The sequence below is a fragment of the Neptunomonas concharum genome (assembly GCF_008630635.1).
Lineage (GTDB): Bacteria > Pseudomonadota > Gammaproteobacteria > Pseudomonadales > Balneatricaceae > Neptunomonas > Neptunomonas concharum.
In genome coordinates, this window is record NZ_CP043869.1 from 2,366,837 (window position 1) to 2,382,199 (window position 15,363).

A 15,363-nucleotide genomic window follows, 5' to 3' on the forward strand; every position below is an offset into this window, starting at 1 on the left:
TATGTATATGAAATTAATTATCATAGCCATCATTATCATTTCTATTGAATCTAAAGCTTCAGATTTCATTCTGAATGATCAATGCCCTCCGACATTTGAAAAGCTGACGGACGGAACATGCAAACTCAGAACCTTATATGACTTTTATGACTCCCCTCCCCAACATGGGGGTGTAAAGGTAAAATTACCCCTCTTACATGATCGATACACACCTGAACAAATCGACTTAGGCCGATACCTTTTCTTTGACCCTATATTATCTATTAACAAAGATATGTCTTGCGCAAGCTGTCATCAACCGGACAAAGGCTTAAGTGACGGTAGAAAGCGCTCGCTAGGCACAGTTTTAGGTGTAAAAAGAGAAGAATTGACACGCTCCACGCCCACACTATGGAATGTAGCTTTTCTAAAGCGTTTTATGTGGGATGGACGGGCAGATACTCTTCTCTCTCAAGCAGCCATCCCCTTACTGTCACCTCTTGAAATGGGAAATAACCGTGACGGTATTATCAACTCAGTACAATCCTCAACAGAGTATAGTCGGTTATTTTCTTTAGCCTACCGGGAACAGCCTAACTTCGAAAACATTACCTCAGCATTGGTCGCCTTTCAAAGTTCTTTGATTAGCTTTAATAGCCGCTATGACAGATATGCTCATGGTGGTGAAGATGCACTAAATAAGCAAGAAATTAGAGGTTATAACGCTTTCAGGGGATTTGTTGCTCGGTGCTCTCAGTGTCACGTCCCACCACTCTTTACCGACAGTGAACTGGCAGTTATTGGTGCTCCAGCCAATGATAAAGAATATGTAGATGATGGCGCTGGTGCTTTATCTGATGATGTTTTTTTGAAGGGGGCTTTCAAAGTTCCTACATTACGAAATATATCAAAGACAGCACCTTATTTTCATAGTGGACAATTTAACAACTTACTAGATGTTGTAAGTTTTTATAATAACACACGCGGTCACAAAGCCCCCAAGGGGCAAGAACTGAAGCTACATTGGCATATTCATATGACTGATGGACCAAAGCTTAGTAAGCAAAATATTGATGACATTGTAGCTTTTCTACACTCACTGGAGGATGAAAAAAACACGCCGATTATACCGCAAAAACTACCCTCAGGCTTACCACTGATTCCTTCTCTTTCTTCTCCTATTTATCAGGACCATAAAAAGGACAACAATAAATGATTTTCAATAAAAACCTCTTACCAATTTTTACTATTGTTAGTATGACGCTATTATCTGGGCAATCATCTGCTTTAGAGTTATCAGATTCCCCCCCTAAAAAATCTATTTCAGTACAAGCACAACAGATAACGCCTGAGCAATTAGAAAAAATAAATCAAGAGGTTAATAAAAAGATAAAGTGCCTACCAATAAATAACGAAAATGATTTAGAAGATAAATATCAGCAATTGCGCAATGCAAAATGGGATTTATCCAGCATGGGATGTGGTGTCCAGTATGGCGCTGAGCTGGCGGAGTCGGGCTTTTTTAACTTTTTAGAGATAGAGCAACAGTTAACAATTCTCGGAGATCTCACCGAATACTTTTCCGTCATTCACAAAAGTTATCCAACGCTATACGTACCGCCTGAAATTAAAGCAGAACTGGACATGCGCTGGGACAAAAACCGCGCAGCCGGTATGGCAATCATTTCAAGATTAGAACCCTATTGGTGGTGGCTGACAGAATTTAAGCTACTAAGCCACGCCTTCATACTTTCAGCAACACAACATTTGACGGAGCATAAGGACTTTATTAGACAAAGCCAAAGCTCTCTATCTGAGCTCAATGAAATACTGGAAAAAAAACCAGAAGCCCTTGATGCCCTTGCACCTCTTATCGTTGGACAAACTCTTTTGGCATTACCAGAGTTTACAGGCGGTGATCCAATCCGTGCGATTGAAGTACTAAAGCAGGGAATTGAGTTATCGCCTCAAAATCTCAATTTACACCGCTGGCTTATAGAAGCATACGTAGCTGAAAGAGAGCCGGAGCTTGCCATAGATGCACTAAAAAAAGCAGCTCTTGTTTCAGCGTCTCATCAACACCCTCAGGATCACAGTGACACACTCAAAGAACTGGTCGGTTTTGCACTTAGTCTAGAGCAGAAAGAGCTAGCCGGTTACTTAAAGTACCAACGAAAACTAATTTTAGAGCAAAACCCCGCTCTTCAACAGCGCCAAGAAGCCGCCTCTCTGGGCCATGGCGGAGAGAACCCAATTACCGGTAAGCATTCTGACGAGCTATAAGTAATAAACGGAGCATTTAGCATAATGAAAAAAATAACATATTTAGTAACAGCAATAGTAGCCATGGTGGCATCTACTACACACTCTGCCGAATTAAGAGTTTATGCAGATCAACGAATCCAAGATGCCGTTAAACAAGCCCAACCAGGGGATACCATACTTGTTGAACCAGGCTTATACCATGAAACAGTATATATCGATAAGCCTAACATCACCCTGAAAGGTGAAATTATAGATAACCAGTACGCCACACTCGACGGTAAAGGTATTCTAAATGACGGCATCATATCCTCTGGTCACTACAGTATCATCGATGGGTTTAAGGTCAGAAGATATAAAGGCAATGCGATAATGACTCAAGGCGCTAATAATTTCAAAATTCTGAATAACGTCGTGGAAGGTGCTTTTTATGGGATCTTCCCTCAATTTGGAAAAAATGGATTAGTCGCCGGTAATACAGTAAGCGGAGCTGAAGATGCAGGAATTTATGTTGGGATGAGCGACAATATTGATGTAATAGGCAATACTGCCTTTGAGAATGTAATGGGACTAGAGTTCGAGAATACCCGTAACGCACTCATGCGTAATAACAGGGTTTTTAATAATTCAGCAGGCATTGCACTCACTCTAGTTCCAGGACTACCGGTTAAAACTGCACGAGGCCTGATAGTAAAAGACAATGAAATAACCAACAATAACCTGCCAAACTTTGCGCCACCCAGTTCAATTGCAGCAAATGTTCCCTCAGGCTTGGGGCTACTTGTAGTAGGCGTAGATGATGTAACTATTGAAAATAACATAATCAAAGATAACGCAGGAGCAGGCGCATTTATTGCTGATATGCTGACGTTTGGCCTTGCAACGGACCCTCAAACAGAACCTTATCCCGACGAAATTAAGGTAATGAAAAACTCATGGACTAATAACGGCGAAGACCCTCAAGGTGTTATGAAGGACCTGATTGAGTCTACTGGTAACAAAGGATATGAAGTCATAGCGACAGGAAAAGAAAAGAAGAGCTGCATCCTCCCACAAGAAAACCTTGATAGCATAGGCACCCGCCGTTGGGATAAATGCCATGAAAGCATGAGTAAAGCAGATATTTCAACAGCCATGCTGCCAAAACCTGCACCTGCCCCGGAATACACTCTTGAGCAAAAGGGGCGCCTTACGTACCTAGCAGTTTGCACAGGATGCCATGCATATGAGGGAGTCTTACACGGCCCATCTATACGCTCAATCCAAGCCTTATACAAAGAGAAACCTTCTGAGCTTTCTAAGTACATTATATCACCAATACGTAAACGAGATGGTTTTCCTGAGATGCCCCCGCAAGCGTACCTAGGGGAAGAAACGATAAAAGCGATCTCAAATTATATTCTGAATGAATTAGAATAAAGCATTATTCAACTTTTGAGGGTAGAAGTAAGGCTGTACTTCTGCCTCCTGTCTATAGTTACTCGCAAGAACTGAGAGCCCCCTGAAAGCAGGGGCCCTGGTAATCCCCCCGAAAACTAACGGTCCTCAAAAGTAGAATATTCTCGTAACCTAAGCGCAGGAGATTCTGCATGAAAAAGTCACGTTATACCGACAGCCAGATCATGGCGATTTTGAAGCAAGCCGAAGCAGGCACACCAGTGCCTGAGCTGTGCCGTGAACACGGTATGAGCTCAGCTACATTCTATAAGTGGCGCGCCAAGTATGGAGGCATGGATGCTTCCTTGATGGCTCGCATGAAGGAGCTTGAGGAAGAAAACCGCCGTTTGAAGAAGATGTATGCGGAGGAGCGCCTTAAGGCAGAGATTGTCCAAGAGGCTTTGCAAAAAAAGTGGTAAAGCCGTCTCGCCGTAAGGAGATGGCGCAACAGGCAGTAGTAACGCGAGGTATCAGCATCCGGTTGGCATGCGATGCCTTTGGTATCAGTGAAAACTGTTATCGTTACCACCCGAGGCTCGACTCTGAAAATGCGGAGATCGCAGACTGGTTGATCAAGCTGATAGAACAGGAGTCCGACTGGGGATTTGGTCTGTGCTTTGACTATCTTCGCAACGAGAAGGGATTTGTCTGGAATCATAAGCGGGTTTACCGCATTTACTGTGAACTGGCGTTAAATCTCAGAGTGAGGCCTCGTAGGCGGTTAAATCGGCATAAGCCTGAACCCCTAAAGCAGCCTCTGCGTCAGAATCAGGTGTGGTCGATGGACTTTATGCATGATCAGCTCTCGGATGGGCGTACATACCGTCTCTTCAACGTACTGGATGACTTCCGACGTGAGGGTTTAGCGATTGAAGCAGGCTTTTCATTGCCTGCGATAAGAGTTATCAGGACTCTGAGCCAGCTGATAGAGTGGCGAGGAAAACCGAGTGTTATCCGCTGCGATAACGGCCCTGAGTTCATCAGTCATGAATTTACGGAGTGGGCTCGTAAGCACTCAATCCGGATTGAGTATATTCAACCAGGGAAGCCGCAACAGAACGCTTATATCGAACGTTTTAACCGCACAGCGAGATATAGCTGGGTAAGTAAGCATCTGTTCGAAACCTTGGAAGAGGTTCAGGATTATGCAACGCAGTGGCTATGGTTTTACAATCATGAACGGCCACACAAAGCCAATGGCGGCAGGCCGCCGATGAAAGCGGCTTAACTTCTACTTTTAACGGCAGTTAAAAATGGGAGGATTACCCCCTCATTATGACATTTTTCTTCATCTCTTCTGACGAGAATCGCTATTCCCTAACCCCTCCACATTAGCTACTATGCTTCTATACGTTCCGACTATTCAAATAATAAATTAGAGAACAATGATAAACACTAGCTCTGAGTTAAGTACGGTTAGACTCGAACTACTCGATAAAAAATATAGAGAGTGCCTGCTCCCGTTTTTAGATGAGGTTGGGATTAGCCCTGATATTTTTCAAGATCCAAATTATGAGTGCTCCTTACCTAAGCACGTTGCTCTCTTGGAAGTTGCTGCTAAGAAACTAAAAAGAAATAATCTGGGTCTCCAGTTTGGAAGGCAGGTTTTATCAACTGACTTCGGTGTTTTAGGGCAAGTTATCCGTAGTCATAAGACCGTTCGCGATATATTTATATGGCTTGATAAATATTTTGTCATCCATCAACAATCCTCGAGTATTTCCTTTAACATATCTAATGAAAGATGCAGCATTAGCTACCAAATAGATGATCCTTCGATCATAGAAAAGAGGCAAGATACAGAATTTTCTATCGCTGCAATCCATGCTTTAATATTAGAGCTAGCTCAAGAAAAGCCGCAGCTTATCCGTGTAGATTTCACTCACGACCGCCCTGAAAGCATCATAGAACATCAAGATTTTTTTGAACGACCTGTTTATTTTAAGCAACCCAAGAACTGCCTTATTTATAAAAATAATGTGCTAGATTTCCAATTAAAGACTAGTAATTACGTCATTTTAGATGCACTTAAATCTTATATAGAAGAGCTGCATAAGCAACGGAGCACAACCTCAGACTTTATAACCCAATTAAATATTGTTATATCAAGACAGCTAGGCAATGGGGGAACAAACCTCCCTAGAGTCGCAGAAGAAATGGCAATGAGTACTAGAACATTACAAAGACGCCTGGCTCTTTTAGATATTCAATTTGGAGAGCATATTGAAGAGCTTAGGAAATCCATGGCGCTTCATTATATTACAAAGAAACAGTGTTGCCTAACTGACATTGCTTTACTTTTAGGATACTCAGAAGCAAGCTCCTTTAGCCGTGCATTTAAGCGCTGGACAGGCTCAACACCAGGGCAGTATCGTAAGAAACTTCACTACTAATGCAATTCTTACCTCACTTATAGTGTATCAATTTTATTCTTTAGTTTTCTCTTCTGGCATCAATTGACCAGAAATATGACTCCATATGACGCGAGAAATTATAGACGACCCTAGATTATAAACATGCATGAGTTAGTACTCAAAAAATTTATAATAAAAAGGGTAAATAATGAATAACAATATATCTTCAAATCATAGAAATTTTGATTTAGAAGCAGCCTTAGAAATACATAAGCTACAAAAAGCATCACATTTATTGTCTTTGAATCCACCATTAGAGGAGAGGTTAAGTAACCTTAACACGCTTGAGAATTTACTCCTCGAAAATAAACAAGAGATTGCTATAGCTTTAAATAAGGACTACGGAAATCGATCTATTCACGAAACATTGCTTGCGGAAGTTTTCACTGCTGTCGACGGAATACGTTATGCAAAAAAAAATCTCCGAAAATGGACTAAGCCACAAAAAAGAAGTCACTCCATTTGGTTTTTGGGAGTAAAGAATACACTTATTGCTCAACCCAAAGGAGTTGTTGGGGTTATTAGCCCATGGAATTACCCTCTGTTTCTTTTTGTTAGCCCTGTTACATCAGCTTTTGCAGCTGGAAATCGATGTATGGTTAAAATGGCAAAAGAATCATCTAATCTTTCAAAACTTTTAAAAAACTTAGTTGATCATTACTTTGATACAGCAACACTTGCTATCATACCTGATATTTCAGGCAGTGATTTTACTAAAATACCATTTGACCACTTAGTATTTACCGGATCGGCTAGTACAGCACGTTACGTCATGGCAGCAGCCTCAAAAAATCTAACACCGATAACACTAGAACTAGGTGGAAAATCACCCTGCATTGTCGATTCCTCTTATGATCATTCTATTGCCGCTAAGCGCATCATGTACTTTAAAACACTGAATGCAGGGCAAACCTGTGTTGCACCTGATTACGTTTTTGTTCATGAAGATAAATTGAATGAATTTATCCATCAGTGTAAGAAAGCCACTCAAGATCGCTACAGCTCAATTGAAGGGTTAGACTATACAAGTATCATTTCTGAAGAGGCATTAAACCGTCTTCAAAACCATATAGATGATGCAAAAAATAAAGGAGCAAAAGTATATAATCTCATGAGAGATAGTAAAACAGAATGTATAGTAGGTAAAAAAAAATTAGCTCCTCATATTGTCATAGGTATGAGTGATGACTCTTCAATAATGCAAGAAGAAATATTTGGTCCATTACTGCCTATAAAAACATATAAAGATATGTCCACTGTATCCAAGTATATTAATTCACACGCAAACCCTTTAGGGTTGTACGTCTTTAGCCATAGAAAGTCATTTCAAAATTATTTCTTAAACAATACACTATCTGGCGCAATCGCCATTAATGACTGTGCACTACAAGTTGCACAGCATGATATGCCTTTTGGTGGAATAGGCGAAAGTGGAATGGGACACTATCATGCGCATGAAGGCTTTAAAGAATTTTCCAAGCTAAAACCTATTTTTAAACAAGCAAAGTTTTCCAGCATTGAATTACTCTACCCCCCTTACGGAAAGCGATTTGATTTTATACTAAAAGCAATGTTAAAACTAAAAATATAATACTAATTAGATGTAAAAAACTTCATTACTCTGTAATAAAAATGGTGAGTGTTTCAATAGAAACCCTCACCTTAGAGATTTTACTTATTAGTTTTTTCTTGTGGACCGTATAGAATAACCGCAAGTGCAGGTAGAATTGTTAATGCTCCTATCATATTCCAAATAAACATAAAAGTTAGCAACACACCCATATCAGCTTGAAATTTGATGGGAGAGAAAATCCAAGTGGCCACACCAATAGCAAGAGTGATACCTGTAAAAGAAACAGCTTTTCCTGTTGTTTTTAGTGTCTCTAAATACGACATTTTCATTGAGTGCCCTAACTTGAGATAGGATTGTAGCCGACTGAATATATATATTCCGTAATCTACGCCTATACCTACTCCCAATGCAATAACTGGCAGCGTCGCTACTTTAACCCCAATTCCCATCGCGACCATCAATGCTTGGCAGAGAATAGAAGTTAAAACAAGGGGCAAGACAATACACATTGTTGCACGCCATGAACCGAACATTAGTAAGCACATTGCAGCCACAGCAATATATACATAAATAAGCATCTCATATTGCGCATGATCGATAACTTCGTTTGTCGCTGCCTCGTACGCCGCGCTACCGTCTCCTAGACGAATCCAAATATCATTATCATTATGAGTGTTTGCAAAACGCCTAACCACACCGACTACTGCCGATAGTGTAGTTTGTTTGTGATCACTTAATTCAACTGTGATTATATGCTTTGAGCAATTACCTCTATCCGAAACTACAGCTAATCCGATATTCGACACAGCACGACTAAGCACACGTTCATCACGAGGTAATGCCATCATTTTAAGGTTACCCTCGTTGCCCAAATACCGGCTTATTTTGGCACGAGTTGCTGGTGAAGAAACTTTTTGGACACCCTCAACATTTTGCAACTCCCAACCGAGCCGATCTATCAACTCAATCACCTTAAATGTCTCACACTGTCCAATTGGTGTTTCAACAAATACATTTAGAATGTCTGTGCTGGTGGAAAAATTAGAGGTTATATAAAGATTATCTTGGTTGTAGCGCGAATCACTTCGTAATTCTGGGGCGCCCTGTTGTAAATCTCCTATCTTAATTTGTAAACTATATTCAAACCCAATTAGAGACGCGGCTAACGTAATCAAGAGTACAACTTGTGCCCTTTTGGGTTCTGCAAAGCGCCCTAACCATGCCAGAAACGTGTTTTTCTGCTCGAGTTTGTATTGAGCATGCTCTACACACTGCTGAGTTACTCCAACATAAGACATAATAATAGGCAGCAATACAAGGTTTGCAAAAATAACAACTACCACTCCCATACATGCAACAATAGCAAGATCTTTAATTGCACCTATATCAATTATAAATAGCATTGCAAAGCCAATACCATCACTCACTAACGCAACCAATCCAGCCTTATGCAATAAGTGAAATGATACTTTCGCAGAATCTATATTCGAGCGTCCTTTGGCAACTTCATGAGAAAATGCATTAATAACTTGTACACCATGACTTACGGCTATTGCAAAAATAAGAAAAGGAACAAGGATTGAGTAAACCCCAAGATCAAACCCAAGCAGATTAAGTACTCCAAGCTGGCAGATGACCGCAATGATAGAGCACATAATAGGGACCAATGTTGCTTTTAGACAACGAGAGTATTGATACAGCAACACCATGGTTATAAATGCTGCTATAAAGAAATAAATAGCGACTTGTTCAAATCCATCAACAAGATCAGATATTTTTTGTAGCTCTCCAATAACATAAATATCCAAACCTAGGGCTTGGTATTTTTCTCGAATATGGTCTAAATGATCAGTAAATTCATGTGTATCTAGTCGTTCGCCTGTGGTTGGGCTGTACGTAAGCACCTCAAAACTAATCATAGAGGATTTAAAATCGTTTGCAACGTAGCTACCAACAATCCCCGCATTGAGGATATTGTTTCTGATTTTAACCATAGACTCGGGGCTATCAACTAAAATATTATTATCAAGAACAGGACCGCTATCAAACCCTTCTGGAGTAATACCAAACCAAAGCATATTAGGAGCCCAAAGTGACTTTAAACCCGCAGTATCAACCCCCTTTAGCAAAGAAACTTCATCATTCAACTTTTGGAGTTTAAGTAGATAATCATACTCAAGAATATTTCTACCCTGATTTGCCACCGCTATCCTAATAAAACTACCTCCAACTTTATCATCTCTAAATTTTTTAGAATTTTCTATAAACTCATGGCTTGCTGGCAGGAGTCTTTCTAACCGCGTATCAGCATTAATAAAAGACGCTCTATACCCCAAAAATATTGTTAAAATAGTAGTTGCGATCAGAAACAAAAATCGGTGTTTAAAAAGCTGCTCTGTGAGTACAGAAAACTTATAAATATATAGATTATTCATACTATTTCCTCTGCGTACCTAATGAGCTTACCGATATAATCTGAATCCCTCCTAAGCCTACAATCCCAATTAATTCTTTATCTAGTAGCTCTATACCACTCAATGGAAGCCCTGTTTCAGAAGAGGACAATTTGGACAGTTTTGTATCTAAATCAACGACTACTACAGCCCCATCCGCTGCAGAAAGTAGTGCCCTTCTTTCATTTAACCAAACTCCACTACTCAGGCCCGCCTGCGTTCCTGTCTCTATTTGTGTCCAATTTTCACCGTTATCCTCAGACAACATCAGCACACCACCGACACCAAATGCTAATATGCTGTCTGAACCGGCTTCATTCCCCTGCACAATCAGTCCATGAAATGAGCCTTTATGAGAAGTCCTAAGTGCTTGAAAGTTTTCGCCATGATCAGTTGACCTGAAAATCAAACCGGACTCAGATGCGATGTAAATATTGCCTTTCGAGCCGGCTCCTATAGAAAAAAGATGCCATTCGTCATCATTATCTATATGTGTTTGCCAATTTTCCCATGTATGCCCGCCATCGGAAGTACGAAGTAATGTATTGAAGGCACCTACCGCATAGCCTTGCTGAATATCCTGAAACCAAACGTCCAACAGTGACCCCTTTGATTCACCTGCCCTAGCATCGTATTGATGTATCCACTTCTGACCACCATTATTGGTTTTTAAAATGACTTGATCTTCACCAACAGCCCAACCTGTTTTACCATCCGGAAAGAACACCGCATTTAAGTGTGTGCTAGAGGGCACATCCGCTTGAAGCCATGATAGCCCCCGGTTATCTGAATAAATGATGATACCTCTTTCACCAACACATACTGTTCGTGTAGGAATAGTAACGATATCCAAAAGTAAGGCATATTTAGCGATAGAGGACGGGATGGGCGCGATATCTAGCGGGTCTTGATACTCAGCATACGCTGAACAGCTCAGCAGTGAGCAAATAAATATCTTCAGGGCTAATTGATTTATACTGTGTTTGAAAGTTGAATAGTACATTTAATATTCTTCTTGAGCGAATAAAATGGGGGACAAAGAGTGCCCCCTATAGAGCGGTTTAGCGCCCTCTACGACGAAGCGCAGCCGCAGTAAAGTAGGACGCATTAGGTGGAGTGGCCGCAAAGTTATATCCTATTCCTTCAGCGGGAAGGCCAATTACATGATACCCCCCCTCCTTCAGGTCAATATTGGTATATGCACCTGCAGAAACAAGTGGAATTTCCGGAGCTACAACAGGATAAGAGTACCCAATACGCCAGAGTTCACCGCTGCCATCATAGCGTTCAGAGGCTAGAATTCTCCAACTATCTTCATCAAGATATTTTATTCGCTTCTGATATAAATGCCTCTGACCTTCCTTAACAGTGCCTTCAACAACCCAAACCCGGTGTAATTCATAGCGTATTAAGTCAGGGTTGATATATGGAGTTGTTGTAATATCCGCTATTTTATTTTTAGGTGAGTTAAGCCGGTTATTGTTATACGGCACATACATCTCTTTCTTGCCAATTAATGTCCAGTCATAACGCTCGGGAGAGCCACTGTAGACGTCAACATCATCAATAACATTTAAAGCTCTATCTGGCGTATCAAATTTCAAACTAGGTGCCCTTCTTACACGTCTTTCGCCTGGATCATAGCTCCATGCTTGACGCGGTGCTTTTGATGCATTGACACTATCGATAACAACAACCCCCTCTCCCGCATCACGCGCTGGTTGTGTATACTGAACCGATGTTTTGAACAGAACATCTTCGTTCTTAGATGTTGTAGCCAAATCTTGGAAGGGACTGTACATCATCATTTCGTATGTCCAGTCCTGACGCTGACCATTGTTAAAGATAATCGCTTCCTGAGCGGTTACACTTCGGACTGCAGAGTTTGGATTACTTAACAAGTAATTCCATATTGCTTCACTTCCAGACTTGGGAATTGGAAACGGTATACCACCTGCGGCGCCTTCAACACCTTTGCCCTCATCCACTAACTTAGCTGACGTAGCATTGTTTTTAGTTGCACTATAAAAGGCATCTGGAAAAGCTGCCGTACGACGTGTGGGATAAATATCCATTCGAAAATCATCAGGATAAATTTCAAATAAGGCTCTTGTTCCCGGAGTTAACTGATCTGCGTAATTTTTGTAATTAGCAGATGTAATCGTGAACACGACCTTGTCTTGGCTGTATGGGTTAGGACGATCAAACTCTTCATTAGGCCATCCTGGAAGAGGGCTTGTTAAACCACCTGTCCATGCTGGGATGGAGCCATCAGCGTTTCCCTTTCTCTCTGCCCCTACTGGAGTTAAATCAGTAACCAACCTCTCTGATTCTTCAGGGCTTACCGCTGCAAATACAACTGAACATCCTAGAAGAAAAGGAGCTACCAAAATGCCTAAAACTTTTTGCTTACACATAATACTAACCTCTCGGAACACTCGTATTAAAACTTGTAATTGATAGAAAACTGGTAGCTATCCAAATCTTCATAATCAGACTCTTCTTGATCAAAGCGGTTGTAACCCAGTGATGCTTCCCATTCATTACTGAAATTAGCTTTCAATGTTGTGGACAACTGCGTTCGGCCTTCAGCAAAGTTGCCATAGAAGTGAGAGTAGCCTTCAATGTCGTGTTGCAAAAACACCGTTAGTGATAGGTCTACGGCTGGAAGGACAGAAAACCATGTGCCGGTCCATTGGCCGGCAACGCCATAGGAAATATTATCTGCCGATTGAGTCGAACCAATAAGGTTATTAGACCCGTCTCGCGTAACCGATTGGTGGACTGTTACATTACGCGCATTTCCACTGAGATAGTCGATACCAAATTGAGTAAGCACCTGTTGGGAATCAATACCTAAAAAGCCTTTCCCTCCAACCCAGAGAGTATTTACCGTTAGATTAAGCGTATCGTGTTTGCTTACCCCCAAAGACCCAGGAGCAGCACCAAAAGCACCAATGCCGCTATTCAAATTCATCAAAGGACGGTCAGGCCTATACGCAATTTCTCCTGCAATCGCTATACCGCCTATGGTGGTGGCTAAACTAGCGCCAAACATATCAATGTTTTCAGGCCAGAACTGGCGCGCACAAAGCAAAGAAGTAAATGAACAAGCGCCACCATTAGTAGCATTTAGCGCGGAAAGATCTACTGTAGACTCAAAGAAAGCTAGTTTTTCATGATAACGGCTATAATAAACCCCAAACTCATAGTCATCCCCTATCAATCCGCGATATGAAATACCCCATTGGCCCGTATCGTCAGGAGTACGTTCACTATCAACATAACTAATATCATTGGGTAATCCCAGAAATGCCCCCGACCTCACTATAGTCTCAGAATTACCACGATATAGTGGATCAGCACCATATTGAGTACCAGCAATTGGCATTTCTGAACGGAGCCATTCTGCTTGATAATAAGCGGACAGTGCTCCGGTATCACCTATACCTAGCTGCCCATAAAGCGTGTTAGTCCCTACAAATGCTTGCTTAAATTCAGTCCCAGGTGTAGTTAACTTGCTAATATTGAGAGGAGTTTGAGTTGAAACACCATCAAGAAAGAAAAGTCCCTCGCCCCAATTTATAACCTGCTTCCCTAGTCTAATTTCAAGAGGTTTCTCTCCTATATTAAACTCACCGTATACATATACATCCAATAGATTGAACGTGTTTCCAGCGTAATCCTTTGCCGCATTAGACCAACGCCCAGCCGATCCTAATCCATTGCCGCCGAGCAACACCGTAGACAATGGATCTATAGCCCCCGAGTCCATAATCTTAGAATCATATTGATAGGCAGCTGACATAATTAAACCGTAGTTACGCCAACCCATATCGAGATCCAATCCAGCGCTGTATATATTACTGAATTGATCCCCAGCATTTGGCACCCGAAGCTCAGTAAGTTCGTTCAAACCTAGCGCATTAGGATCAGCTTGTTTATTTTCAGCACGGATCGATGTTGCATAACCCAACGTAACATCCAAATTCCCAGTTAGCTCACTATCACTGCTAAAAGGGAGCTGGACTGCGTGGGATACGTTTGAAAAGAGTAATGCACCCAAACTAACAACAGAGAGCAATACAGCTCTTCGTTGCTCAATGGCAATATCTCGCATGTTGCGACCTCATTATTATATTTATTTGAGTTCAATCGCTTTTGATGAGCAAGATCACCTTATCGGAACCACCAACCCTGCAAAGTAGGGCACTATGCATTGCAAAGAGAATCTCAGTTTTCAAAAACCAGAGCTTTATTCAAAGTATCGGTTTTTATTGGACTTGACCCTAGATAGGTAAATCAGCACACCAAAAGTTACATATAAGCTACCATTCGCCATCCAAAGCAACCCGACATACAGTGCCACTTGATCTAACATCTAACGCCAAATTGGTAGTGTTTAAAAACGATAGGAAAATCTGAAGTCTAATTCTGATATTAGGCGTATTAATACATCTAGATACTCAGGCCTATATTCAAACATAGGCCAAGTAACTCGCTCGCAATATTAGTCTAAAAAAAACTGTAAAGGGGTGAATAATATCGTAGTGAAGGTTTGCGCAAGCCCTCTCGTCATTTTTTCTTTGTATTTTTCAAACGATATTGTTTTCGATTGCGTATTTCGCAAGGCCAGCAGCCGTTTGGATATTGAGCTTTTGTTTGATGTTTTGACGGTGGGTTTCGACTGTTCTAACGGAGATATCCAGCTTGCGCGCGATATCTTTGTTACTGCCGCCTTCTGCTAAGAGCTTCAGCACGCTCTCTTCTCGCTTAGTCAGGCAGGGACGATCTTCATTGTATGAATGTTTATTATCCGGAGCAAACTGCTTTACAAGCGCCTCGGATGCCCGTGAGCTGAAATAGGTTCCTCCTTGGTTGACCACTTCAATCGCTCTTACCAATTCTTCTGATGCGACGTCCTTGAGGACATAGCCCGCTGCGCCAGACTGCATCAGTTGCAGGATATATTCACGGTTTTCATGCATGGATAAAATCAGTACACGACAAGCAGGAAAGCGTAACTGCATCTCTTTTGTTGCTTCAAGGCCGTTCATCACCGGCATGGATACATCCATCAGTACAACAGCGGGGGATAAACTTTCAGCCAGTTCAAGCGCTTCTAGCCCATTACTCGCTTGCCCTACGACCTCAATCCCAGGTTCACTGGATAAACAAGCATTAATGCCGTCCAATACCAATGGGTGATCATCCACTAATAACACTCGTATCATTTTGCTTCCTC

The 15,363-nt window shown here is 41.4% G+C and carries 11 protein-coding genes; 6 read left to right on the forward strand and 5 right to left on the reverse strand.

What is annotated here, in order from left to right; translation table 11 throughout:
• Position 1: 1 nt before the first annotated feature.
• From F0U83_RS11125 to F0U83_RS11150, 6 genes are all read left to right on the forward strand, one after another.
• On the forward strand, positions 2–1,195 hold the full coding sequence (locus F0U83_RS11125; RefSeq protein WP_211343657.1) for a cytochrome-c peroxidase: 1,194 nt from the start codon (positions 2–4) through the stop codon (positions 1,193–1,195).
• Positions 1,192–2,262, forward strand: coding sequence for a tetratricopeptide repeat protein (locus F0U83_RS11130; protein WP_138987470.1), 1,071 nt, complete (start codon positions 1,192–1,194; stop codon positions 2,260–2,262). The genes F0U83_RS11125 and F0U83_RS11130 overlap by 4 nt, the downstream gene beginning before the upstream one ends.
• 24 nt (positions 2,263–2,286) lie before the next feature.
• Entirely contained in the window at positions 2,287–3,660 is a 1,374-nt protein-coding gene (locus F0U83_RS11135) for a parallel beta-helix domain-containing protein (protein ID WP_138987469.1), read from the forward strand.
• A 170-nt stretch (positions 3,661–3,830) separates the two neighbouring features.
• Positions 3,831–4,906, forward strand: a protein-coding gene (locus tag F0U83_RS11140) for an IS3 family transposase (RefSeq protein WP_138989101.1) whose coding sequence is annotated in 2 segments (ribosomal slippage) — positions 3,831–4,080 and positions 4,080–4,906 — 1,077 coding nt in all. Because the reading frame shifts where the segments join, the coding sequence is not laid out codon by codon here.
• A 157-nt stretch (positions 4,907–5,063) separates the two neighbouring features.
• Positions 5,064–6,071: an AraC family transcriptional regulator gene (locus F0U83_RS11145; protein ID WP_138987134.1), complete on the forward strand. Its 1,008-nt coding sequence runs from the start codon at positions 5,064–5,066 to the stop codon at positions 6,069–6,071.
• Between the two features lie 169 nt (positions 6,072–6,240).
• On the forward strand, positions 6,241–7,683 hold the full coding sequence (locus F0U83_RS11150) for an aldehyde dehydrogenase family protein (protein WP_138987133.1): 1,443 nt from the start codon (positions 6,241–6,243) through the stop codon (positions 7,681–7,683).
• Positions 7,684–7,763: 80 nt separating this feature from the next.
• Here the strand turns inward: F0U83_RS11150 and F0U83_RS11155 are convergent, their stop codons facing one another.
• The 5 genes from F0U83_RS11155 to F0U83_RS11175 all read right to left on the reverse strand — a co-directional run bounded on the left by F0U83_RS11155 (position 7,764) and on the right by F0U83_RS11175 (position 15,352).
• Positions 7,764–10,100, reverse strand: coding sequence for an efflux RND transporter permease subunit (locus F0U83_RS11155; RefSeq protein ID WP_138987132.1), 2,337 nt, complete (start codon positions 10,098–10,100; stop codon positions 7,764–7,766).
• Between the two features lies 1 nt (position 10,101).
• Complete coding sequence (locus F0U83_RS11160) at positions 10,102–11,121, reverse strand: WD40/YVTN/BNR-like repeat-containing protein (protein WP_138987131.1); 1,020 nt, start codon at positions 11,119–11,121, stop codon at positions 10,102–10,104.
• Positions 11,122–11,179: 58 nt separating this feature from the next.
• Entirely contained in the window at positions 11,180–12,535 is a 1,356-nt protein-coding gene (locus F0U83_RS11165) for a DUF1329 domain-containing protein (RefSeq protein WP_138987130.1), read from the reverse strand.
• 26 nt (positions 12,536–12,561) lie between these two features.
• Positions 12,562–14,238, reverse strand: coding sequence for a DUF1302 domain-containing protein (locus F0U83_RS11170; protein ID WP_138987129.1), 1,677 nt, complete (start codon positions 14,236–14,238; stop codon positions 12,562–12,564).
• Positions 14,239–14,713: 475 nt separating this feature from the next.
• A complete protein-coding gene (locus F0U83_RS11175; RefSeq protein WP_138987128.1) occupies positions 14,714–15,352 on the reverse strand; it encodes a response regulator in 639 nt (212 codons plus the stop codon).
• Between the last annotated feature and the right edge of the window lie 11 nt (positions 15,353–15,363).